The sequence below is a fragment of the Mycobacterium sp. E796 genome, assembly GCF_001672815.1.
GTDB lineage: Bacteria > Actinomycetota > Actinomycetes > Mycobacteriales > Mycobacteriaceae > Mycobacterium.
The window spans coordinates 1-22116 of the sequence record NZ_LZKK01000204.1 but is presented as its reverse complement, the minus strand read 5'-3'; the positions used below and the strand labels follow the sequence as shown (position 1 = coordinate 22116).

Annotated in this window: 23 protein-coding genes; 16 read left to right on the top strand and 7 right to left on the bottom strand. The window is 67.6% G+C overall.

All coding sequences use genetic code 11. The features are described from left to right. The first annotated feature begins 104 nt into the window (after positions 1–104). From A5706_RS15240 to A5706_RS15195, 10 genes are all read left to right on the top strand, one after another. Positions 105–1007, top strand: coding sequence for a DUF1707 domain-containing protein (locus tag A5706_RS15240; RefSeq protein WP_068132040.1), 903 nt, complete (start codon positions 105–107; stop codon positions 1005–1007). Between the two features lie 180 nt (positions 1008–1187). Further along, positions 1188–1730 carry a PadR family transcriptional regulator gene (locus A5706_RS15235; protein WP_068111901.1) on the top strand — a complete coding sequence of 181 codons (543 nt, stop codon included), beginning with the start codon at positions 1188–1190 and terminating at the stop codon, positions 1728–1730. 66 nt (positions 1731–1796) lie between these two features. Continuing rightward, positions 1797–2903: an inositol-3-phosphate synthase gene (locus A5706_RS15230; protein WP_068132032.1), complete on the top strand. Its 1107-nt coding sequence runs from the start codon at positions 1797–1799 to the stop codon at positions 2901–2903. Between the two features lie 166 nt (positions 2904–3069). Next, a complete protein-coding gene (locus A5706_RS15225) occupies positions 3070–3996 on the top strand; it encodes an alpha/beta fold hydrolase (RefSeq protein WP_068132031.1) in 927 nt (308 codons plus the stop codon). Between the two features lie 16 nt (positions 3997–4012). Then, positions 4013–4798 carry an LLM class F420-dependent oxidoreductase gene (locus A5706_RS15220; RefSeq protein WP_068132029.1) on the top strand — a complete coding sequence of 262 codons (786 nt, stop codon included), beginning with the start codon at positions 4013–4015 and terminating at the stop codon, positions 4796–4798. Positions 4799–4929: 131 nt separating this feature from the next. After that, a complete protein-coding gene (locus A5706_RS15215) occupies positions 4930–5670 on the top strand; it encodes a GntR family transcriptional regulator (protein WP_068132027.1) in 741 nt (246 codons plus the stop codon). 48 nt (positions 5671–5718) lie between these two features. Then, positions 5719–7521, top strand: coding sequence for an ABC transporter substrate-binding protein/permease (locus A5706_RS15210; RefSeq protein WP_068132038.1), 1803 nt, complete (start codon positions 5719–5721; stop codon positions 7519–7521). Continuing rightward, a complete protein-coding gene (locus A5706_RS15205) occupies positions 7518–8267 on the top strand; it encodes an amino acid ABC transporter ATP-binding protein (protein WP_068132025.1) in 750 nt (249 codons plus the stop codon). The genes A5706_RS15210 and A5706_RS15205 overlap by 4 nt, the downstream gene beginning before the upstream one ends. A 66-nt stretch (positions 8268–8333) precedes the next feature. Further along, entirely contained in the window at positions 8334–8831 is a 498-nt protein-coding gene (locus A5706_RS15200; RefSeq protein WP_068111922.1) for a MarR family winged helix-turn-helix transcriptional regulator, read from the top strand. Positions 8832–8878: 47 nt separating this feature from the next. Next, on the top strand, positions 8879–9550 hold the full coding sequence (locus tag A5706_RS15195; RefSeq protein ID WP_068132023.1) for an SDR family oxidoreductase: 672 nt from the start codon (positions 8879–8881) through the stop codon (positions 9548–9550). 10 nt (positions 9551–9560) lie between these two features. Here the strand turns inward: A5706_RS15195 and leuS are convergent, their stop codons facing one another. Further along, positions 9561–12467 (bottom strand): leucine--tRNA ligase, encoded by a 2907-nt coding sequence (leuS, locus tag A5706_RS15190; RefSeq protein WP_068132036.1) that lies wholly within the window; start codon positions 12465–12467, stop codon positions 9561–9563. A gap of 185 nt (positions 12468–12652) precedes the next feature. Between leuS and A5706_RS15185 the strand changes: the two genes are divergently transcribed. From A5706_RS15185 to A5706_RS15175, 3 genes are all read left to right on the top strand, one after another. After that, a complete protein-coding gene (locus A5706_RS15185; RefSeq protein ID WP_068132020.1) occupies positions 12653–13786 on the top strand; it encodes an LpqN/LpqT family lipoprotein in 1134 nt (377 codons plus the stop codon). A 68-nt stretch (positions 13787–13854) separates the two neighbouring features. Next, complete coding sequence (locus A5706_RS15180; protein ID WP_068132019.1) at positions 13855–14205, top strand: hypothetical protein; 351 nt, start codon at positions 13855–13857, stop codon at positions 14203–14205. Between the two features lie 25 nt (positions 14206–14230). After that, on the top strand, positions 14231–15247 hold the full coding sequence (locus tag A5706_RS15175) for a bile acid:sodium symporter family protein (RefSeq protein WP_068132034.1): 1017 nt from the start codon (positions 14231–14233) through the stop codon (positions 15245–15247). Here the strand turns inward: A5706_RS15175 and A5706_RS15170 are convergent. Continuing rightward, on the bottom strand, positions 15209–15811 hold the full coding sequence (locus tag A5706_RS15170; protein ID WP_156767138.1) for a YqgE/AlgH family protein: 603 nt from the start codon (positions 15809–15811) through the stop codon (positions 15209–15211). The two genes, A5706_RS15175 and A5706_RS15170, sit on opposite strands and share 39 nt — an antisense overlap. A gap of 123 nt (positions 15812–15934) precedes the next feature. On the opposite strand from A5706_RS15170, the gene A5706_RS15165 reads away from it, so the two are divergent. Together A5706_RS15165 and A5706_RS15160 are read left to right on the top strand one after the other, a co-directional pair. Beyond that, positions 15935–17227 carry an MFS transporter gene (locus A5706_RS15165; RefSeq protein ID WP_068132013.1) on the top strand — a complete coding sequence of 431 codons (1293 nt, stop codon included), beginning with the start codon at positions 15935–15937 and terminating at the stop codon, positions 17225–17227. 9 nt (positions 17228–17236) lie between these two features. Then, positions 17237–18010, top strand: a complete 774-nt coding sequence (locus A5706_RS15160) for a TIGR03084 family metal-binding protein (RefSeq protein WP_068132012.1) — start codon at positions 17237–17239, stop codon at positions 18008–18010. Positions 18011–18187: 177 nt separating this feature from the next. Here A5706_RS15160 and A5706_RS15155 read toward each other — a convergent pair whose 3' ends face one another. Further along, a complete protein-coding gene (locus A5706_RS15155) occupies positions 18188–19450 on the bottom strand; it encodes a DUF5631 domain-containing protein (RefSeq protein WP_068132009.1) in 1263 nt (420 codons plus the stop codon). Positions 19451–19532: 82 nt separating this feature from the next. Here A5706_RS15155 and A5706_RS33650 point away from each other — a divergent pair, with 82 nt between their 5' ends. After that, positions 19533–19676, top strand: a complete 144-nt coding sequence (locus A5706_RS33650; RefSeq protein WP_169924623.1) for a hypothetical protein — start codon at positions 19533–19535, stop codon at positions 19674–19676. A 13-nt stretch (positions 19677–19689) separates the two neighbouring features. Here the strand turns inward: A5706_RS33650 and A5706_RS15150 are convergent, their stop codons facing one another. The 4 genes from A5706_RS15150 to A5706_RS15135 form a co-directional block, all read right to left on the bottom strand. After that, positions 19690–20001, bottom strand: a complete 312-nt coding sequence (locus A5706_RS15150) for a DUF2694 family protein (RefSeq protein WP_068132008.1) — start codon at positions 19999–20001, stop codon at positions 19690–19692. Then, positions 19998–20315 carry an ESX-1 secretion-associated protein gene (locus tag A5706_RS15145; protein WP_068132006.1) on the bottom strand — a complete coding sequence of 106 codons (318 nt, stop codon included), beginning with the start codon at positions 20313–20315 and terminating at the stop codon, positions 19998–20000. Before A5706_RS15145 ends, A5706_RS15150 begins: the two co-directional genes overlap by 4 nt. Positions 20316–20367: 52 nt before the next feature. Further along, positions 20368–21756 (bottom strand): DUF4226 domain-containing protein, encoded by a 1389-nt coding sequence (locus A5706_RS15140; protein WP_068132005.1) that lies wholly within the window; start codon positions 21754–21756, stop codon positions 20368–20370. 103 nt (positions 21757–21859) lie between these two features. After that, positions 21860–22116 (bottom strand): DUF4226 domain-containing protein (locus A5706_RS15135; protein ID WP_068132003.1); only part of this gene is annotated, 257 nt, incomplete at its 5' end.

Here is a 22116-nt window from a genome sequence, read left to right as displayed (position 1 = left end):
CCCGCACCGCCGATACGCAACCGACGCCGTCGCCGGACCGCGCCGCGACGATCGACCGTCGGCGTCCTGTGCCGGATCCGGACGGGACTTCTACGATCGTCGGCGTGGCGAAATTGCTCGGGACGACGGCGCGCGGCGGCGGGTTTGCCGGCGCGACGTCGACGACCCGGGCCAAGGACAGCGACCGGCAGGACGCCTGCCAGATCCTCGACACTGCCCTGAACGACGGCGAGATATCCGATCACGAGCACCGCGAACGCGTCAGCGCGGCGACCAACGCAGTCACGCTGGGCGAACTGCGGGCCTTGGTGGACGACCTGCAGGGCGACACCGCCGGGCTGCCGTCGAGGCCCCACCCGTGGGGGTCAGCTTCGTCGATGCTGCCGAAGTTCGGCGGATGGCGCGGCCTGGCCGCCGCGTTGCTCGTGTCGGTCCTGCTGGGCGTCGGCATCGGTTGGGCCGTCTACGGCAACACCCGCTCGCCGCTGGATTTCACGACGGACCCCGGAGCCAAGCCCGATGGCGTCGCCCCGGTGGTGCTGACGCCGCCCACGCAGCTGCTGTCGGTCGGCGGCCTCACGGGCCTGATGGAGCAAACGCGCAAACGGTTCGGCGACACCATGGGGTTCCGGCTGGTGATCTACCCGACCTACGCGGTGCTCGACCGCCCAGACCCCTCCGATGACCGGCGCATTCTGGCCTACGACTACCGCGGCGGATGGGGAGACCCGACGAGCTCGGCCAAGAGCGGGACCGACGGTCCCGTCCCGGTCGACCTCTCCAAATTCGACATCGCCACCGCAGTGGGCCTGGTGCGCGGCGCCCCGGAGAGCCTCCGGATGAAGAAGTCCGACGTCAAGACCACCTATCTGGTGATCGATCCCTCGAGCGACCCCACCACTCCGGGCGCGCTTTCGCTGTCGGTGTACGTGTCGGGCGACTACGGCGGCGGATACATCGTTTTCGCAGGTGACGGCACCGTCAAACGCATCAACCTGCCGTCCTAGCGGTCCCCGCGGCGGTGTGACGAATAGCGCCCCAACGACAGGTAGTGTTGTGGCGAATATATCGAAACGATACGATGACGCGAGGCGTCGGACCGTTAAGTCGGTCAAGGCCATCAGCCAAACGAAGCCACACGTAGCCGTACTTATGTCGTTCTAGCCATTCCAAGGGGGTGTATATCGATGCTTGAGCTCGCCATCCTGGGACTCCTGATCGAATCGCCCATGCATGGGTATGAACTACGTAAACGGTTGACGGGCCTGCTAGGCGCATTCCGGGCCTTCTCGTACGGATCGCTGTACCCAGCCCTGCGGCGCATGCAGGCCGAAGGGCTGATCGCCGAGGACGCCGCGCCTGCCGGCACCCCGGTCCGGCGGGCTCGTCGGGTCTACCAACTGACCGACGCGGGCCGGCAACGCTTCGGCGAGCTGGTGGCCGACACCGGTCCGCACAACTACACCGACGACGGCTTCGGCGTGCACCTGGCCTTTTTCAACCGCACGCCGGCAGAGGCGCGGATGCGCATCCTGGAGGGCCGTCGCCGTCAGGTCGAGGAGCGCCGTGAAGGGCTCCGCGAAGCGGTGGCGCGGGCGAGCAGCTCGTTCGACCGCTACACCCGCCAGCTGCACCAGCTCGGGCTCGAGTCCAGCGAGCGCGAGGTCAAGTGGCTCAACGAGCTGATCGCGGCGGAGCGGGCGATGCCAGGCCTTTCCGAACAGACGTGAAACCCCTGCACGAACCCGCAACCAGAACACCCGAGACAGAAGTAACAGAAGTTAGGAGAACGCCCTATGAGTGACCACAAGCCGTTCGGGGCGCCCGAGGCGTCGACAGAGGTACGAGTCGCCATCGTCGGCGTCGGAAACTGTGCCTCGTCGCTGGTTCAGGGCGTGCAGTACTACCTCGACGCCGACGAGAACAGCACGGTACCCGGCCTGATGCACGTGAAGTTCGGCCAGTACCACGTCCGCGACGTGAAGTTCGTGGCCGCGTTCGACGTCGACGCCAAGAAGGTCGGGTTCGACCTGTCGGAGGCGATCTTCGCGTCGGAGAACAACACCATCAAGATCGCCGACGTGCCGCCCACCAACGTGACGGTGCAACGCGGTCCGACCCTCGACGGCATCGGTAAGTACTACGCCGACACCATCGAGCTGTCCGACGCCGAGCCCGTCGACGTGGTCAAGGTCCTCAAGGAGAACAACGTCGACGTGCTGGTGTCCTACCTGCCCGTGGGCTCCGAGGAGGCCGACAAGTTCTACGCGCAGTGCGCGATCGACGCGGGCGTGGCGTTCGTCAACGCGCTGCCGGTGTTCATCGCCTCCGACCCGGTATGGGCCAAGAAGTTTGCCGACGCCGGCGTCCCGATCATCGGCGACGACATCAAGAGTCAGGTCGGCGCCACCATCACCCACCGCGTCATGGCCAAGCTGTTCGAGGACCGCGGCGTGCAGCTGGACCGCACCATGCAGCTCAACGTCGGCGGCAACATGGACTTCCTCAACATGCTGGAGCGGGAGCGACTGGAGTCCAAGAAGATCTCCAAGACGCAGGCGGTCACCTCAAACCTGCAGCGCGAGTTCAAGACCAAGGACGTGCACATCGGGCCGTCCGATCACGTCGGCTGGCTCGACGACCGCAAGTGGGCCTACGTGCGGCTGGAGGGCCGCGCGTTCGGTGACGTGCCGCTGAACCTCGAGTACAAGCTCGAGGTATGGGACTCGCCGAACTCGGCCGGGGTGATCATCGACGCGGTGCGCGCCGCCAAGATCGCCAAGGACCGCGGCATCGGCGGCCCGGTGGTGCCGGCGTCGGCCTATCTGATGAAGAGTCCGCCGCAGCAACTGCCCGACGACATCGCGCGGGCCCAACTCGAAGAGTTCATCATCGAGGGGTAACTCTCCGTACCGGTGTGCGGTGGGGTCGCGTCGAGCGGCCTCACCGCACGCTTGTTTTTGCGGGCGTTTGTGCAGTGACGGCTTTCGGTGGGAGCTCAGGGCGCCCTGACTGCACGCGCAGAACCCTGGACGCACATCCCGCCGTCCAAAGTAGTGTCTTTAGACCGTGACCGAGATATCTGAGGACCGGCTGGCCGAATTGTCGGAGTTCTCGCTCCTTACCGAAAACGCCGAGCAGGCCGGCGTTCCGGGTCCCCTGCCCGACGTGGAGCGGGTCGAGTCCGGCGCCTCGGAGCGCAGGATCAGCGCGCTACGCTGGGGCGCCCCCTCGTTGGACCGTGCCCCGCGGATTGTCTTCCTGCACGGCGGCGGGCAAAACGCGCACACCTGGGACACCGTGATCGTCGGTCTCGGTGAGCCGGCGCTGGCCCTGGATCTGCCCGGGCACGGGCATTCGGCATGGCGCGAGGATGGCGACTACTCGCCGCAGCTGAACGCCGACGCCCTGTTGCCGGCGGTGCGCGAGCACGCGCCGAACGCCGACCTCGTCGTCGGCATGTCACTCGGTGGGCTGACCGCGATCCGGCTGGCCGCGGTGGCGCCCGAACTCGTGAACGAACTCGTCCTGATCGACGTCACCCCGTCGGCGTTAAAACGCCACTCCGAGCTGACGAAAGAGCAGCAGGGCACGGTTGCGCTCATGCACGGTGAGCGCGAGTTCCCCAGCTTCCAGGCCATGCTCGACCTGACCGTCGCGGCGGCACCGCACCGCGAGGTCAAGGCGTTGCGCCGCGGCGTCTTTCACAATTCCCGCCGCCTCGACAACGGCAACTGGTCCTGGCGCTACGACGCCATCCGCAAGTTCCCCGACTTCGACGGCCTCTGGGACGACGTCGACGGGCTGTCGGCACCCGTCACCCTCATCCGCGGCGGCTCGTCGGGCTTCGTCACTGACGACGACGCCGCCGAATTAGCCAGGCGCGCAAGCAATTTCCGCGCGGCGCACGTGGTCGACAATTCCGGCCATTCCGTGCAGAGCGACCAGCCCCGCGCGCTCATCGAGATCCTGCGCGGCGTGCTCGACGCGGGCTGAGCCTACGGTGGGTGTTATGACTCCCGACCGTCCCGTTCGTATCGGCGTGCAATTGCAGCCGCAGCACGCCCCGCATTACGGCCAGCTCCGCGACGCGGTTCGCCGCTGTGAAGACATCGGCGTCGACATCGCATTCAACTGGGACCACTTCTTCCCGCTCTACGGCGATCCCGACGGACCGCATTTCGAATGCTGGACGATGCTCGGCGCCTGGGCCGAACAGACGTCGCGCATCCAAATCGGTGCGCTGGTGACCTGCAACTCCTATCGCAATCCCGAATTGCTCGCCGACATGGCCCGCACTGTCGACCACATATCCGCGGGCCGACTCGTCCTGGGGATCGGTTCGGGCTGGAAGCAAAAGGATTACGACGAGTACGGCTACGAATTCGGCACCGCCGGCAGCCGCCTCGACGACCTGGCGGGCGCCCTGCCGCGGATCAAGGAGCGGCTGGCCAAGCTGAACCCGCCGCCAACCCGAGACATCCCGGTGCTGATCGGCGGCGGTGGTGAACGCAAGACCCTGCGGCTGGTGGCCGAGTACGCCGACGTCTGGCACAGCTTCAGTTCCGCCGAAGAGCTCCCGGCCAAGTCCGCCGTATTGGAGCGGCACTGCGCGGACGTCGGCCGCGACCCGGCCACGATCGAACGCTCGGCCGCGGTCAATAACGGCGGCCAGCTGATTGCCAATGCCGAAGCGCTGGTGAACCTCGGCGTCACGATGCTGACCGTCGGCTGCGACGGTCCGGATTACGATCTCGGCGCCGCCGAGGCGCTGTGCAAGTGGCGCGACGGACGCTGAGGGCCGCTGCTCGAATTCGCTGTCCGTTTTGCGTTCGATTCATCCACCAAAGAGCTGAACACTGCGCCAAGACATGAGAAACTCTCTGCGCTAGGTGGACCGAACCGGTTGGAAAGGCACTCAAGAAACGGATGCCAAAAAAATACGGGGTCAAAGAAAAAGACCAGGTGGTTTCGCATATTCTCAACCTGGTTCTGACGGGGAAACTTCGCAGCGGCGACCGCGTCGATCGCAACGAGATCGCGGTCGGTCTAGGGGTCAGCAGAGTGCCGATCCAAGAGGCGCTGGTGCAGCTGGAACACGACGGCATCGTGTCAACCCGGTATCACCGGGGTGCATTCGTCGAGCGCTTCGACGAAGCGACCGTCCTCGAACATCACGAACTCGACGGCCTGCTCAACGGCATTGCCTCGGCGCGCGCGGCCACCAACCCCACGCCCCGGATCCTGGGACAACTCGATGCGCTGATGCGATCGCTGCGCTCCGCCAAAGAATCCCGCGCCTTTTCGGAAATCGCCGGGGAATACCGGCGCACGATCAATGAGGAATACGCGGGGCCGCGGCTGCACGCCACCATCCGCGCTTCGCAAAACCTCATCCCCCGCGTGTTCTGGATGACCTACCAGTGCAGTCGCGACGACATGTTGCCGTTCTACGAAGACGAGACCTCCGCAATCCACCGGCGGGACCCGGAGGCCGCGCGGGCGGCGTGCGTCGGCCGGTCCAACCTGATGGCCCAGACCATGCTGACCGAGCTGTTTCGACGCAGGGTGTTCTCCGCGCCGGATGACATCGGCCAAGTCGTTGCGGGCCCGCTTCGGGTACTGGCCGGCGCGGAGGTCGCCGAGGACGAACCGTCGATCGCGCTGTAAATCTGTTTCGGCGCGCCAGGTTGCCGGTGTGCCGATACGGTAGCGGTGATGAGTTCGCGCCTGGACCGGCGTCCCATGTGCCGAAAGCTCTTCGCACTGGCCACGACAATGCTGATTGTCTGTGGCCTGACAATGGCACCCGCCGCCGCCGACTGGAATCAGTGCGCGCCGGGCGGCTTGGACAGCGCCCGCGTCCTGCCGAAGGACCTGACCGAGCATCCATCTACGGACGACGACGACCGCAACACCACGGCCACCGTCGAGCCGCTCGGCTCGGTGGACGCCGGAGCGTTGGGGCTGGGCAGCCCGGGCGTCCTGACGGTCGGCACGTTGTCGGACGCCCCGCCCAACATCTGCATCAATCCCACCGGCGAATTCAGCGGCTTCGACAACCAGCTGTTGCGGGCCATCGCCGCCAAGCTCGGCCTGCAAGTCCGCTTTGTCAGCACAGACTTCTCCGCGCTGCTCGCCCAAGTGGCATCGCGGCGTTTCGACGTCGGCTCGGCGTCGGTGAAAGCCACCGATGCGCGCCGTCGCACGGTTTCGTTCACGAACGGCTACGACTTCGGCTTCTATTCGCTCGTGGTCCCGCCCGGTTCGGCGATCCACAAATTCAGCGATCTCGCGGCGGGCCAGCGCATCGGCGTGGTCCAGGGCACCGTCGAGGAGTCGTATGTCGTCGACCACCTGCACCTGCAGCCGGTGAAGTTTCCCGGCTTCGCCACCCTGTACGCGAATCTCAAGACCCGCCAGCTCGATGCGTGGGTGGCGCCCGGAACCCTCGCCTCGACCATCATTCGACCGGGCGACCCGGCGGTGGTGGTGGCGAACACCTTCAGCCGAGGCAGCTTCGTGGCCTACGCGGTCGCCAAGGACAACCAGCCGTTGATCGACGCGCTGAATTCCGGGCTGGACGCCGTCATCGCCGACGGCACCTGGGCCAACCTGTATTGCCAATGGGTACCGCGGACAATGCCGCCCGGCTGGAAACCCGGATCCAAAGCGGCTCCCAACCCACGCCTGCCGGACTTCGCCGCGATCGCCGCAAGCCACCATCGTGAGCCGGTGGGCCCGGCCGCGCCGATGTCGACGCTGGACCAGTTGCGTGAGTCGTTCTTCGACTGGGATCTGTATCGACAGGCCATCCCGATTCTTCTCACCGTCGGCCTGCCCAACACGATGATCCTGACCAACAGCGCGCTGGTTATCGGCCTGGCGCTGGGGATGCTGCTGGCAATGGCCGGAATCTCGCATTCACGCTGGCTGCGCTGGCCGGCACGGATCTACACCGACATTTTCCGCGGTCTGCCCGAAGTGGTGATCATCCTGATCATCGGGATGGGCGTCGGGCCGTTGGTTGGCGGGCTGACGCACAAGAACCCCTACCCGTTAGGGATCGCGGCCTTGGGATTGATGGCCGCCGCCTACATCGGCGAGATTCTGCGCGCGGGGATTCAAAGCGTCGACCCCGGTCAGCTCGAGGCCTCCCGCGCACTCGGCTTCAGCTATGCGACCGCGATGCGTTTGGTGGTGGTGCCGCAGGGAATACGGCGGGTGCTGCCGGCCCTCGTCAATCAGGCCATCGGGCTGTTGAAGGCCTCCGCACTGGTGTACTTCCTCGGCCTGGTCGCCAAACAGCGAGAGCTCTTTCAGGTCGGCCGTGACCTCAACGCGCAGACCGGTAGCCTGTCTCCTTTGGTGGCCGCGGGTCTCTTCTACCTGATATTGACCATTCCGTTAACGCATTTCGTGAACTACATCGACGGCCGGCTTCGCCGCGGCCGCTCCCCCGCCAAGCCGGAAGACCACGACCACGTGCTCGCGACGCCGTTAAGCCAGGAGATGACGTGACGTCGACGGTCGCCCACCGTGCGCCAGTATCGCTGGCGGCCAAGGACGTTCACCAAACTCTTGGTGGAAACTTGGTGCTGCGCGGCGTCGATTTCGAGGCCCCCGCGGGCACCACGGTGGCCGTCATCGGACCGTCCGGTAGCGGCAAGTCGACGCTGTTGCGCACCCTGAACCGACTGCACGAGCCCGACAGCGGCGACATCCTGCTCGACGGCCGGTCGGTGTTGCGCGACGATCCCAACGAGCTGCGCCAGCGCATCGGCATGGTGTTCCAGCATTTCAATCTGTTCCCGCATCTGTCCGTGCTGAAAAACGTGGCGCTGGCACCGCGCAAGCTGCGGCGGCTCTCCGCGGACGCGGCCCGCGACCTTGCGCTCGCTCAGCTCGACCGAGTTGGCCTGAAACACAAGGCAGATGCCCGCCCCGCCATGTTGTCCGGTGGCCAACAACAACGGGTCGCGATCGCCCGCGCGCTGGCCATGGCGCCGCAGGTGATGTTCTTCGACGAGGCGACCTCGGCGCTCGATCCCGAAATGGTCAAGGGCATTCTGCAACTCATCGCCGACCTCGGCGCCGGCGGCATGACGATGATCGTCGTCACCCACGAAATGGGCTTTGCCCGGTCGGCATCCGACACCGTCGTTTTTATGGACCACGGCAAGGTCCTGGAATCGGGGCCCCCGGAGCAGATATTCGAAGCCGCCAAGACGGAGCGCCTGCAGCGGTTCTTGTCCCAAGTCCTTTGAAACGTCGATAACTGGTCCGAAATAGCTCCCTTGTACGCCACGCATATCGGGTTAGACTGCCGACTTATGGCGGACAGCGAATCCACCGCACCCGAGGTGACGGAGCTTGCGGAAGGTTTGCACCGCGCGTTGTCCAAATTGTTTTCGATTCTGCGCCGCGGCGATCCCAGCGGGGTGGTGGCCGGTGACCTGACCCTGGCGCAGCTGTCCATCCTGATTACGCTGCTCGACCAGGGCCCCATCCGGATGACCGACCTGGCCGCGCACGAACGGGTGCGCACCCCGACCACGACGGTCGCGATCCGCCGGCTCGAGAAGATCGGGCTGGTGAAACGCTCGCGCGACCCCTCTGACCTGCGAGCGGTGCTCGTCGACATCACGCCGCGTGGACGGGCCGTGCACGGCGAATCGCTGGCCAACCGGCACGCCGCCCTGGCCGCGATGCTCAGCCAGCTGCCCGAGTCCGACCTGAACACCCTGGCACGTGCGCTGGCGCCACTGGAACGCCTGGGCTGCGGTGAATCGCCGCCCGCCGGCGAGCCGCCGGCGCGCAAGCAGGCCTGAAAGTGGCTGACCTCCAACGGAATTGATCGCTTCCGTAGACTGAGTTCATGCCTATCGCACTCATCACCGGCGCGAGCGGCGGCATCGGTTCCGCGATCGCCGCGGCGCTGTCCACCACCCACACTCTGCTGCTGGCGGGCAGGTCCTCCAATCGGCTCGACGCCGTCGCGGAGCGGCTCGGCGCCACCACCTTTCCGCTCGACCTCACCGATCCCGACGAGATCGAGGCCGGCTGCGAAATCGTCGACGAACTCGACGTGTTGGTGCATAACGCGGGGGTGTCCATCCCGGGCCGTGTCGCCGAGTCCAACGTCGACGACTGGCGCGCCACGTTCGCCGTGAATGTCTTCGGGGTCGTGGAACTGACGCTGGCACTATTGCCAGCGCTGCGCCGGGCCAGCGGTCAGGTGGTGTTCATCAACTCCGGTGCGGGGCAAAATGTTTCACCCGGTATGGCCTCGTATTCGGCCAGCAAGTTCGCGTTGCGGGCCTTCGCCGATTCGCTGCGCGCCGACGAGCCGGAGCTGCGCGTGACCACTATCTATCCCGGCCGCACCGACAGCGCCATGCAACGCGAACTCGTCGCGTTCGAAGGCGACCAATATGACCCGGCGAACTTCCTGCGGCCCGAAACGGTCGCGGCGGCGGTCGCCAACGCGGTGGCCACGCCACCCGACGGTCACGTCCACGAAGTCGTGCTGCGGCCGCGCAAGCACTGACCGGCGCCTGCTAGACGACCAGGTTGACCAGCCGGCCGGGGACCACGATCACCTTCCGCGGGGCGGCGCCGGCCAAGAACGCCTGCACCTTCTCGTCGCCCATGGCCGCGGCCTTCAGCGTGTCGTCGTCGGCGTCGGCGGCCACCACCACGCGCCCGCGCACCTTGCCGTTCACCTGCACCGGATATTCCACGGTGTCTTCGACGAGGTAGGCCGGGTCGGCCTGCGGGAAGGGCCCGTGCGCCAACGAGGCGCCGTGGCCCAGCCGCGACCAGAGCTCCTCGGCCATGTGCGGGGCCAGCGGCGCCAGCATCAGCACCAGCGGCTCGACCGCCGCACGCGGCACCGAGTCGCGGTGCTCCTTGGTGAGGTGGTTGGTGTACTCGATCAGCTTGGCCGCAGCGGTGTTATTGCGCAGCGCCGCATAGTCTTCGGAGACTCCGGCGATCGTGCGGTGCAGCGATCGCAGGGTGCCGGTGTCCAGTGGGCCGGTGTCGTCGGCCACCCGGGTCTCGCCGGTCTGCTCGTCGATCACCAAGCGCCACACTCGCTGCAGGAAGCGGTGCGCGCCGACCACGTCCTTGGTGGCCCACGGGCGGGACGCCTCCAAGGGGCCCATCGACATCTCGTAGACCCGCAGCGTGTCCGCGCCGAATGCGTCGCAGATCTCGTCCGGAGAGATCGAATTCTTCAGGCTCTTACCGATTTTCCCGAATTCCTGGGTGACCTCGATCTCGCCGTCGGGCCCCGGATAGAAGAAGCGGCCGCCGCGTTCGATCACTTCCTCCGCCGGTACATACGACCCGCGGGAATCGGTGTAGGCGAAGGCCTGGATATAGCCCTGGTTGACCAGCCGGCGATAGGGCTCGCGCGAGGTCACGTGGCCCAAGTCGTATAGCACCTTGTGCCAGAACCTGCAGTACAGCAGGTGCAACACCGCGTGTTCGGCGCCCCCGACGTACAGGTCGACCCCGCCGGGATCCTGCGGGCCATGCTGGGCGGGTCGCGGGCCCATCCAATACGCCTCGTTTTCCCTGGCGCAGAACCGTTCTGAGTTGTGCGGATCGGTGTAGCGCAGCTCGTACCAGGAGCTGCCGGCCCACTGCGGCATCACGTTGGTGTCCCGGGTGTAGGGCTTCAGGCCATCGCCCAGGTCGAGCTCCACGTGGACCCAGTCGGTCGCCTTGCCCAAGGGCGGCGACGGCTCGCTGTCGGCGTCGTCGGGGTCGAACGACACCGGCGAGTAGTCCGACACGTCGGGCAGCTCGACCGGAAGCGCGGCCTCGTCGAGCGCGTGCGGCCGACCGTCGCTGTCGAAGACGATGGGGAACGGCTCACCCCAGTAACGCTGCCGGGCGAAAAGCCAGTCGCGCAGCTTGAATTCGATGCGCGCCCGCCCGCGGCCATCGGCCTCCAGGCGAGTGGTGATCGCCTCCTTGGCCGTCGCCACATCCATGCCGTCCAGGTAGCCGGAGTTGACCAGCACACCGTCGCCCGCATGCGCCGCCTGCGAGATATCGCCGCCGGCAATGACTTCCACGACCGGCAGGCCCATCTCGTGGGCGAAGTCCCAGTCGCGCTGGTCGTGGCCGGGCACCGCCATGATGGCCCCGGTGCCATAGCCGGCCAGCACATAGTCGGCGATGAAGATTGGAACGGGTTTCCCGTTGACCGGGTTGGTCGCGTAGCTGCCCAGGAAGACGCCCGTCTTCTCCCTGCTCTCCTGGCGTTCGAGGTCCGACTTCGCGCCGATCGCGCGGCGGTAGGCGGCGACGGCGTCGACCGGTGTGGCGGCGCCGTAAGTCCACCGGGCGTCGGTGCCGTCGGGCCAGGCGGCGGCGACGAGTTCGTCAACCAGGTCATGCTCGGGCGCCAGCACCAGGTACGTCGCGCCGAACAGCGTGTCGGGCCGAGTGGTGAACACTTCGATGTCGACAGCCGAACCATCGCCGGTGAGCGCCGAGAACAGCGCCTGGGCTCCGGTCGAGCGCCCAATCCAGTTGCGCTGCATCGTTTTTACTTGATCCGGCCAATCGAGCAGCTCGAGATCGTCGAGCAGCCGGTCGGCATACGCGGTGATGCGCATCATCCACTGCCGCAGCCGTTTGCGAAACACCGGGAAATTGCCGCGGTCGCTACGCCCGTCCGCGGTGACCTCCTCGTTGGCCAGCACCGTGCCCAACCCCGGGCACCAGTTCACCATCGAGTCGGCTCGATAGACCAGTCGGTGGCCGTCGATCACGTCGGCCCGCTCCCCCGCGGTCAGCGTTGCCCAGTCGCGTCCGTCGTCGAGACGCCTTGCGCCGGAATCGAACTCGGCAATCAGTTCGGCGATCGGCCGCGCCTTGTTGGCGGCGGGATCGAACCACGCGTTGTAGATCTGCAGGAAGATCCACTGGGTCCACTTGTAGAACTCGGTGTCGGTGGTCGAGAAGCTGCGCCGGCTGTCATGGCCCAGGCCCAGCCGGCCCAGCTGGCGCCGGAAGTTGACGATGTTGGCGTCGGTCCTGGTGCGCGGGTGTGTGCCGGTTTGCACCGCGTATTGCTCGGCGGGCAGCCCGAACGCGTCAAAGCCCAACGCGTGCAGCACGTTACGGCCGGTCATCCGGAAGTACCGGGCATAGACGTCGGTGGCGATGTAACCGAGCGGGTGCCCGACGTGCAGTCCGTCACCCGATGGATACGGGAACATGTCCTGCACGAACAACTTGTCCTCGGGCAGGGGGCGCCCGTCCGTCGGAGCCAGATCACCGACGGGGTTGGCTACGTTGAACGTGCCGAGCTTCGCCCAGTTCTCCTGCCAGGTGCTCTCGACGCGGCCCGCCAGCGCCGCGGTGTAGCGAAATGGCGGCGCATCGGAGTCCGGCGCGGCGGCGGTATGGCTGCCCCCAGGCGCCGTGGTCGGGGATTCGGTCACCTGAACAGGGTATAAGGGCCGACCGGACCGGCTTGCCGGCCACAGGTTGGTCTCGGTTGCGTTGCGCACCGATCAGAGCTTCATCCCAGGTCGATTTCGACGGTATCCAGCGCGTTTGACCTGTGGTTACAGTCAGCCTCTACGACGGGTGTGAAGACCCGGGGCCATGGGAAGGATCGACGCAGATGATTCACATCGCCCGTACCGTGCGGGTATTAGCCGGAGGTTTGGCCGCCGGTGCGATCGGCGTCACCGCGTTCGCGGGCGCCACCGCTTCGGCCGATCCCGTACTGCCCGCGCTGCCCGCGCCGCCGCCCGTCCCCGCCGTCGCGGCGCCGGCGCCGCAGAACGTGGCGGCCGCCCCCGCACAGGTCCCCGGGAACAGATTGCTCGCCGCTCCCCCGGCGGCAAACCCGGTGGCGCCAACCCCGGCCGTCGCGCCGGCGCCACCCGCGGCCGTCGCGCCGGCGCAGACACCTGGCGTCTCGGGCACGCTGCGTGACTACCTGCAGTCGAAGGGCGTCAAGCTCGAGGCGCAAAAACCCCAGGGCTTCACGGCACTGGACATCACGCTTCCGCTGCCGACCCGCTGGACACAGGTGCCCGACCCCAATGTGCCCGACGCGTTCGCGGTGATCGCCGACCGGCACGGGACCAGCATCTACACCTCGAACGCCCAGGTAGTGGTATACAAGCTGGTCGGTAACTTCGATCCGAAAGAGGCCATCACCCACGGCTTCGTCGACAGCCAGCAACTTCCACTGTGGCAAACCACGAACGCCTCGATGGCCGACTTCGGGGGCTTCCCGTCGTCGATCATCGAGGGCACCTACCGCGACGGCGACATGCTGCTCAACACGTCGCGCCGGCACGTGATCGCGACGTCCGGACATGACAAGTACCTGGTGTCGATGTCGGTGACCACCGACCGTGCGGTGGCCGTCGCGGACGCGCCGGCGACCGACGCGATCGTCAACGGCTTCCGGGTGACCGTGCCCGGAACCGCCGCACCCGTACCCGGACCGGGCGCCGCTGCGGCTCCGGTCGGCGTTCCCTCTCAAGCACCCTCTCAAGCAGCCGGCGCGGCCCCGGTCGGGCTTCCCCCCCAGCCGGTCGGAGCGGCGCCGGTCGGAGCGGCGCCGGTCGCGCTTCCCCCCCAGCCGGTCGGAGCAGCGCCCGTCGGAGCGGCGCCGGTCGGGCTTCCCTCGCAGCCGGTAGCACCCAACCAGGTGGCCGCACCCCGGCCGACACCCAACCTGTTGACGATGGTGCCGGGTTTGCCGCCGCTGCCGAACTTCACGTTCCTGCAAGGGCGTTAATCAGCCGCGAAACGAAGGGCGGTCGAGCCCGGCGCGCGGACGCGCCTTCGGACTCGTATTGTGAGGCCATGTTGATCGCGGGCGTGGTGTGCATGTGTGCGGCGTTGGCCTCCGCCGGGTTCGGGACCTGGTCGCTCTCCCACAACCAGACCACCGAGGGCGTCGGCGGCACTCAGATGGCGTTGCGCGCCATGGCCCCGCCCCAGTTGGCGGCCGCCGTAATGTTTGCCGCCGGCGGTGTGGTGGCCCTGGCCGCCTCCCCCGACACCGCTTTGGTCGTGTTGATCATCTGCGTCGCCGGCGCCCTGGGGACGCTGGCCACCGGGTCGTGGCAGAGCGCGCGCTTCGTACTGCGCAGTGAAGCCGCCGTGCCTGACTGCGCCGGCAGCTGCGCCGCCTGCACGCAGTCTTGCCACTGACACCCTTACCGCTCGAGCCGTCATGCTGAAACGGCTGTCGGCGTTGCCGATCGATACTTTCCTGCTGGCGCTGGGGGCCACGGTTGCGTTGGCCGCCCTCGTACCGGCACGCGGCGGCGCGGCCGACGCCGTGTCGGTCGCGGCGAAAGCGGCGATCGCGTTGCTGTTCTTCCTCTACGGCGCCCGGCTGTCACCCCAGCAGGCCTGGCACGGTGTCCGACAGTGGCGGCTGCACCTGCTGGTGCTGGCAACGACGTTCGTCCTCTTCCCGATGCTGGGGTTGGCCGCCCGAGCGTTGGTCCCGTCGGTGCTGACCACCGACCTCTACAACGGACTGCTGTTTCTGTGCCTTGTCCCGTCGACCGTGCAGTCGTCCATCGCGTTTACCTCGATCGCGCGGGGGCACGTCTCGGCCGCCATCGTCAGCGCGTCGTTGTCCAACATCCTCGGCGTGGTTCTGACCCCGCTGCTGGTGGTCCTCTTGATGACGACCACCGGCGCCCCGCGGGTGGACGGCACCGCGATTCGCGACATCATGGTGCAGCTGTTGCTGCCGTTCGCGGCGGGTCAGCTGGCGCGCCCATTGCTCGGCGGGCTCATCACCCGGTACGCAGCGCTGCTGAAGGTGGTGGATCGCGGATCCATCCTGCTGGTGGTCTACACCGCCTTCTCGATGGGCGTCGTCAAGGGGATCTGGGTCAGTGTCAATGTGTGGCGCCTGATCTCGGTGACCGTCGTCGCCGCCGTGCTCCTGGCAGTGGTGCTGGGCGTGACCACGGCCGTCGGCCGACTGGCCAGGCTCGACCGTGGCGACGCGATCGTCCTGCTGTTCTGCGGCTCGAAAAAGAGCCTGGCGTCCGGGCTTCCGATGGCGCTGGTGCTTTTCCCGGCGGCCACAGTCGGTTTGACCATGTTGCCGTTGATGATCTTTCACCAGATCCAGCTGGTGGTCTGCGCGGTGATTGCCAGCAGGCTGGCGCGGGACGCCGACGGGGGAGGAGGCCTAGTTTCTGCTGACGTCGATCGGGTGGGTGGCAAGTAGCGACAACGGTAGCGGCTGCCGGCGCAGCACCTGCCCCCACAGATCGGCCCTCGGCCCGGCCAGCACGTCAGATGGCAAGGCGGACAAGACAATCCAGTCGTCGCGTTCGATCTCACCCTCGAGCTGACCGATTGTCCAGCCGGAGTAGCCGGCGAAGATGCGCACCCCTTCAAGCAGCGGGGCGATCAGGTCCGGGTCGGCGTCCAGATCCACCATGACGATCCGGCCGTCCACATGCCGCAGGCCCGGCACGCCGTCCGGGTCGGCGCCGATCCGCAGCGCCGCCAGGCAAAGTGCCGCGTCGCGCTTGACCGGCCCCCCGATGAACATCGTCTTGGGTTTGGCGGACAGCTTGGCCCACTGCGGCAACACGTTGTACACCGCGGTCTCGCTGGCCCGGTTGAGCACGACACCCAGTGTGCCGCCGTCGTTGTGCTCGACGATGTAGATCACGCTGCGACGAAAAGTCGGCTCGAGAAGGTCGGTGTTGGCGAGCAGCAAAGTGCCAGCACGCACCCGCTGCGCTGCGGGTGCTACATAGTCCTCCGGATCTTCGGGCGGCATCAAACCATCATCGCACCTTCGTAACGTCGGCCGGTGCAATCGGGCATGGCCGATACATATTTGTACTGTTGGCGATGGCGCCCAACCCCAACGGTGGAAGTCGGTTCTGTGATTCAATCCCGGATGCAGTCACGCGCACCCGTCGACCTGTGGCGGTCGGTGCGCAGTTTGCCGGACTTCTGGCGGCTGCTCCAGGTGCGCATGGCGAGCCAGTTCGGCGACGGTCTCTTCCAGGCCGCCCTGGCCGGGGCGCTGCTGTTCAACCCCGACCGCGCCGCCGACCCGATGGCCATCGCCCGAGCGTTCGCGGTGCTGTTCTTGCCCTACTCCCTGCTCGGGCCGTTCGCCGGCGCGCTGATGGACCGCTGGGACCGGCGGCTGGTGCTGGTCGGCGCCACCGTGGGCCGTCTGATCCTCATCGCCTGCATCGGCACCATCCTGGCGTTGCGGGCAGGCGACATACCGCTGCTGATCGGCGCGCTGCTCGCCAACGGCCTGGCCCGGTTCGTCGCATCCGGCCTGTCGGCCTCCCTGCCGCATGTGGTGCCGCGGGAGCAGGTGGTCACCATGAACTCGGTGGCGACCGCATCCGGTGCCTTCGCGGCCTTCCTAGGCGCCAACTTCATGTTGGTGCCCCGGTTTTTCGTCGGCGCCGGCGACGAGGGCGCCTCGGTGATCATCTTCATCGCCGCGATACCGGTGTCGATCGCGTTGTTCCTGTCGTTGCGGTTCGGGGCCCGGGTGCTGGGCCCGGACGACACCAAGCGCGCGATCCACGGATCGGCCGTCTACGCGGTGATCACCGGCTGGCTGCACGGCGCCCGCACGGTCGTGCAGCGCCCGACGGTCGCGGCCACCCTGTCCGGCCTGGCCGCGCATCGCATGGTGGTGGGCATCAATTCGCTGGTGATGCTGGTGCTGGTGCACCATTTGCCCGGTCCGCGTCCGGCGACCGGCGGCCTGGGCATCGCGTTGCTGTTCTTCGCCGCGGCGGGCCTGGGCGCATTCCTGGCCAACTTGTTCACGCCGGCGGTGGTGCGCCGCTGGGGGCGCTACGCCACGGCCAATGGCGCGCTGGTGGCGGCCGCGGTGATCCAGATCCCGGGCGCCAGCCTACGGCTCGCGGTGATGGTGGTGTGTGGATTTTTCCTCGGCCTGGCCGGTCAAGTGGTAAAACTCTGCGCCGACTCCGCGATGCAGATGGACGTCGACGACGCGCTACGCGGACACGTGTTCGCGGTGCAGGACGCGCTGTTCTGGGTGGCGTTCATCGTCTCGATCACGTTGTCCGCCACGCTGATTCCCGACGACGGACGAGCGCCGGGGTTCGTGCTGTTCGGCTCGGGCCTGTACTTGATCGGCCTGGCCATGCACGCCTTCATCGGCCGTCGCGGCCAGCCGGCGGGCACTGGTTAAGGTGCATACATGACCGGTGCCGCGCCGATGGTGGCCGACCTGCGGGCCGAAAGCGACGACCTCGACACGTTGGTGGCGCCGCTTGCGCCGGACCGTTGGGCGGATGCGACGCCCGCGCCCGGCTGGACCATCGCCCACCAGATCGGGCACCTGTTGTGGACGGACCGGGTCGCGCTGACCGCGGCCACCGACGAGGCGGGCTTCGCCGCCGTGCTCGAGGCCGCTTCGGCCGACCCCACCGGGTTCGTCGACGCGGGTGCCGAGGAACTTGCCGCCATCGCGCCGGCCGAGCTGCTCGCCGACTGGCGGACAACCCGGGCAAGGCTGCACGACACCCTGCTGACGGTGCCCGACGGTCGCAAGCTGCCGTGGTTCGGGCCACCGATGAGCGCGGCCTCGATGGCGACAGCCCGGTTGATGGAAACGTGGGCGCATGGGCTCGACGTGGCCGACGCGCTCGGCGTCAAGCGCCCCGCCACCGAACGCCTGCGGTCGATCGCGCACATCGGGGTACGCACCCGCGATTACGCATTCGCCATCAACAACCTGACGCCACCCGCGGACCCGTTCCTGGTCGAGCTGCGCGGGCCCGGCGGCGACACCTGGTCCTGGGGACCGCCGGACGCCGCCCAGCGGGTCACGGGCTCCGCCGAGGACTTCTGCTTCCTGGTGACCCAGCGGCGCCCGTTGAGGGCTCTCGACATCACGGCGCACGGTCCCGACGCGCAGCGGTGGCTGGAGATCGCGCAGGCTTTCGCCGGGCCTCCCGGCCCCGGTCGATGAGCGCATAACCGCGAAGAGAGCCGGGGCCATCTGACCAAGCCCCGGTCGATGAGCGCATAAGCGCGAAGAGAGCCGGGGCCATCTGACCAAGCCCCAGTCGATGAGCGCATAAGCGCGAAGAGAGCCGGGGCCATCTGACCAAGCCCCGGTCGATGAGCGCATAAGCGCGAAGAGCAGTTACGGCGCGCTGAGTTTGTGAAACCAGGCCAGGTGGTAGTTCGCCGCCACCGAGTCTCCGGTCGCGGCGGCCTCGGTGGCGGCTAGTAACAAGCAATTGAGCAAGAGCGCGGGATCGAGGTCCGGGTACTGGACCAGCAGCTGGTAACGCGCGGTATCGAGATGCACTCGCAGCACGTCGATTTCTTCCTCCACCACGCCAGTTCCGGCGGCGGCGGCCCGGGCAACGGTGTGCACCATCCGCGGCAGTCCGTCGCGCCAATGCGTGGCCTGGCTCAACTCCCAGCCGAGATCGTCGACCGAGGGCAACTCGCGGGCCCGCGTCGACGCCTTGGTCTCGGCGAAGTCGTCCAGCCGGCCCAGGGCATCCCCGGGCGCGTACGTGACGGCACGCTCGGTTTCGCCCAGCAGGGCAGATACCTTGCCGGCGCGCGGCTCCGGTTCCAGCAACCGCACGCCCTCCGGGACCGCGATATCCGGTGGTATCCAGCCGTGGGCGAAGTCGGTGACCAATACGGTGGTGCCGTCGGGACGATCCCCGATCGCCCAATTGAGGCGCGGCTCTTGATGGATCACGAAAGCGAGGAGCCGCCGCAACCGCTCGTCCTCGGATTCGCGTGCGACCGCGGTCACCGGGGCGACCGGTTCTTCCCGGGGCTCCGTGGGTTCCGGCCGCGGTCCCGGCGCAGCGGCGTCGTCGTCGTCGGGGGCTCGGTGCCGAGCCTCGGCGGCTTCCGGGGCGGCCACGTCGGTGACGACGGGGATAGCCTGCGTCTCCTCGAGATCGGCGCCGTTACTTCCTTCCGGGCACTCGGGGTCGGTGACGGCGGGGATAACCTGCGTCGTCTCCAAATCGGCGCCGCTGAGGGTGTCGGCATCCCGCGAGCGGTCGCGTTCGACGGGCACCGCAGCGCGCATCGCGTTCAATTGCCGAACCGTCGACTCGACTCGTTGCGCGGCGCGGGCCCGTGCCTCGTCGACGACCCTGGCTTCTTCCGTCCGTCTGGTGAGATCGGGCATTCCCGCCAGCTTGATGGCCCGCAGCTCGTCATTGGCGCTTCGGGTGATCCGCTGCAGGTCGTCCTTGAGATACTCTGCGAGAGTGGCGGTTTCGTCGTTCGTCGTGGAAAGCTCGGCAGGCCAAAGCCCGCCCGTCACCCAGGGCGTGCAATCCAGCGGAGAGCTGAAGGCTGGAATCGTCAGTGACTCCCGGGTCGCTCTCCGGAGGCGCTGGCGCGCCGTCGTCCGACCGAAGATCGCCACTGGTTAAGCCTACCGACATCCATCGGGGCGTCCATTCAGTCGGTGAATTGTGCAGCTGCGATGGCCTGGGTAGCGTGGGGACATGGCTGATTCTGCGCTGCAGCAGCAACTCGACGAGGTGCGTGCCCTCTTGGCCCGCGCCCGAGAGTTGTTCGGCCCCAATCCCATAGAGCCGCCCACCGACATCGCACCCGATCCCGACAGCGCGAAGAGGTGGCTGCTTTAGGCCGTTTGAGCGGCTAGCGCGCGCCGTCGCGGCGGCGCAGTTTGTGCGCCAGCAGCTTTTCGATGGCCGCATCAAGATCGTGCGGGGTGGGGATTTCCATCGACGGGGTATGGCCTGCCGCGAGGATCTCGTTGCGGACTTCGAGTAACGCCTTGAGGCAGGACACATCGGCGGTCAGCAGGATGCCCTGTGCCAGCGTCTCGGCGTCGGTTTCCATCGCCTCTTCGCTCAGCGCGACGCTGTGCATATACCCGCCGCGGCAGGAGCGGACCAGGATGTGCCCGCTCGGGTGGACGGTGTCGAAGGCTGGATTCGCGTCCGTCATCGACCGCCATCGATGACGCCGCCGAAATCTCGTGCCGCGTCTTGCTCGTGCTGCTCCCACGCCGCCGCCGAAATGCCCAATTTCTCGGCCATGTCGGCGTGGTCGTCGGCTTGCTGTTCGTAGCACTGGCGGCGGAGTTCGAGCAGATCGCGCCCGGCCTCACGCAGTTCACCGAAGATGGGCCCGAGTGAGTCCAAGCTTTCCTGGATGGCCGCGTGCGACGACGGAACGGTGCGCAAGTAGTCGGAGGTCTCCTGGTGATGCGCAGCGGCTTGACGTAAGTGCGCGGGCACCACCCGGATTGGCTCGGCCATCTGCTGTCTCCTCTTCCTGCGGCGCCGGGGAAGCCCGGCGAGATCCCTATTCTCATGCGGTGGACGTGGCCGCCGGCCCGGTGGGTGTAGGTTTGTGCGGCTCAGCCGGCGAGGCATCGGGCGCGGTCGCCGCCGGTGGATGCTCCCAGCCTAGAAAGCTCGGCCCGTTCACGGAGGCGATGCGCTGAATCTGGCCGTCGAGAAGGGCCTTCTCGTGACCGAGTGCGAGCGCGTGGCGATCGGTGAGGATGCCGATGTCGCCGGGTACCGTTTGCAGCGGGTCGACGGGGTCGCTGACCGCGGTCCCGGGCGGCGGGATGGTAATTCCCTGCTGGTGGAAGGCATCTGCGATAGGCGCCCCGCCGACGGCGGCTTTGATCGCCGCGGCGAGCTGCGGGCTGGCGGCCGTCACCGTATCGCCGTCGGGCAGGGTCACCGTAGTAGGACCCACCGGCGACGAATCGCGCTGGTCCGTCGCCGCGTCTTCTGCGTCGGCCCGGTTTTGCTCGCCCTCGCGATCGTCCGCATCCGGGTCGCGCGACCCGACCAGCCGTTCGTCGCCCACGCCCCGCAACGGGTCGGTGCGACCGACGTCCCCCAGCCCGGGCAACGGCAGGCCGCCCAACCCACCCAGGCCCGGCAGCGATCCGGCGCCGAGGCTCGGGATGGCCGGCATCAGCGGCGCGGCCGGCGCCGCCGGAGCCGGGCTGCCCCCGCCGGTGGCCGGCACCGGGGAATCCGCTGCGGCCAGGCCGGAGTCGTCGGCCGGCATCGAATCCAGTAGCGGGTCCCAGCCGGTCTCGAGGTCCTCGACCGGCCCTTGCGTCGTGCTGTCGGCGGGTGCGGCGACGGGGACGGTGGCCGCGGGCGGCCGGTCGTCGGGTCCGGTCTTGGAGGCGTCGTAGAGCGAAGTCCACGCGGCCATCAGCGCCGATTTCGAAGTGTCGTCGAGACTCGCGTTCAGGACGACCGCCCGGATGTCCTTGAGCTTGCCGATGAGGAATCGCTGGAAATCCCGCGCTCCCGCCGGAGTGTCGAGATCCGACCGGGTCAGCACGGCGGCTTCGGTCTCGCGCTGCAGCTTCGACAGGGCTTCCCTGCCCTCGACAGACTTCAGGTGGGCGTTCAAAATCGCCGTGATCACCTGCATATCGAGCTGGGAGCTCGCTGAATTCTGGTGTGCCAGAGCGGCTTCGGCGCCCGCCATGGCCTCGGCGGCCTCGCCCTGTTCCCGGTCGGATACGGGCACCCCGGCACCGAAGATGTCCGAATGTTGCTGGCGGATCTTGCGCACGATCGCCTCGAGTTGGTCGGGCCGGGTGGTGGGGGTGATGACCGCCGCCACCTCATTCGGCGCCAAGCCAGCCTGCCACGCGTTCGGATCGCCGGTGCGGTCCCGGACGGATTTGATCGTGTTGATCAGCTCGTCATACGTCGACATCGGTGTCGCGGCCCCTCCATGCCGGGCGACAGTACCCAGGCATGTTCCCGTCGACAATTCACCCCGGCGCGCCTGTGCACGACCGGATCGAAGCGCGCTTGGGCTAGCCGGTGGGGACGGCGTACTGAGCGCGCAAGCCGTCCAGCACAGCCCTTTTCGCGCGGCCGAGTTCGCGCGCGTCGGCGACCACCGTCGCGATCTCGCGCTGTTTGTCGGCCAAAAACCGACGGAATTCGCGGGCCCCCATCGGGGTATCGACGGCAAGGTACGAGAGGCCGCTGGCGGCGCGGTCGATCTCCTCGGCGATGGCGTCGAGTCGCCCGATGCTTTCGCGGGTCGCGGCGTGTGCGCTGGCCAGCC

What these genes read in the sequence shown, in the direction of transcription:
- A5706_RS15235 (WP_068111901.1), top strand. Translation starts at nt 1,188, where the DNA reads ATGCTTGAGCTCGCCATCCTGGGACTCCTGATCGAATCGCCCATGCAT.
- A5706_RS15230 (WP_068132032.1), top strand. Translation starts at nt 1,797, where the DNA reads ATGAGTGACCACAAGCCGTTCGGGGCGCCCGAGGCGTCGACAGAGGTA.
- A5706_RS15220 (WP_068132029.1), top strand. Translation starts at nt 4,013, where the DNA reads ATGACTCCCGACCGTCCCGTTCGTATCGGCGTGCAATTGCAGCCGCAG.
- A5706_RS15215 (WP_068132027.1), top strand. Translation starts at nt 4,930, where the DNA reads ATGCCAAAAAAATACGGGGTCAAAGAAAAAGACCAGGTGGTTTCGCAT.
- A5706_RS15210 (WP_068132038.1), top strand. Translation starts at nt 5,719, where the DNA reads ATGAGTTCGCGCCTGGACCGGCGTCCCATGTGCCGAAAGCTCTTCGCA.
- A5706_RS15200 (WP_068111922.1), top strand. Translation starts at nt 8,334, where the DNA reads ATGGCGGACAGCGAATCCACCGCACCCGAGGTGACGGAGCTTGCGGAA.
- A5706_RS15195 (WP_068132023.1), top strand. Translation starts at nt 8,879, where the DNA reads ATGCCTATCGCACTCATCACCGGCGCGAGCGGCGGCATCGGTTCCGCG.
- A5706_RS15185 (WP_068132020.1), top strand. Translation starts at nt 12,653, where the DNA reads ATGATTCACATCGCCCGTACCGTGCGGGTATTAGCCGGAGGTTTGGCC.
- A5706_RS15180 (WP_068132019.1), top strand. Translation starts at nt 13,855, where the DNA reads ATGTTGATCGCGGGCGTGGTGTGCATGTGTGCGGCGTTGGCCTCCGCC.
- A5706_RS15170 (WP_156767138.1), bottom strand. Translation starts at nt 15,811, where the DNA reads ATGCCGCCCGAAGATCCGGAGGACTATGTAGCACCCGCAGCGCAGCGG.
- A5706_RS15165 (WP_068132013.1), top strand. Translation starts at nt 15,935, where the DNA reads ATGCAGTCACGCGCACCCGTCGACCTGTGGCGGTCGGTGCGCAGTTTG.
- A5706_RS15160 (WP_068132012.1), top strand. Translation starts at nt 17,237, where the DNA reads ATGACCGGTGCCGCGCCGATGGTGGCCGACCTGCGGGCCGAAAGCGAC.
- A5706_RS33650 (WP_169924623.1), top strand. Translation starts at nt 19,533, where the DNA reads ATGGCTGATTCTGCGCTGCAGCAGCAACTCGACGAGGTGCGTGCCCTC.
- A5706_RS15150 (WP_068132008.1), bottom strand. Translation starts at nt 20,001, where the DNA reads ATGACGGACGCGAATCCAGCCTTCGACACCGTCCACCCGAGCGGGCAC.
- A5706_RS15145 (WP_068132006.1), bottom strand. Translation starts at nt 20,315, where the DNA reads ATGGCCGAGCCAATCCGGGTGGTGCCCGCGCACTTACGTCAAGCCGCT.
- A5706_RS15140 (WP_068132005.1), bottom strand. Translation starts at nt 21,756, where the DNA reads ATGTCGACGTATGACGAGCTGATCAACACGATCAAATCCGTCCGGGAC.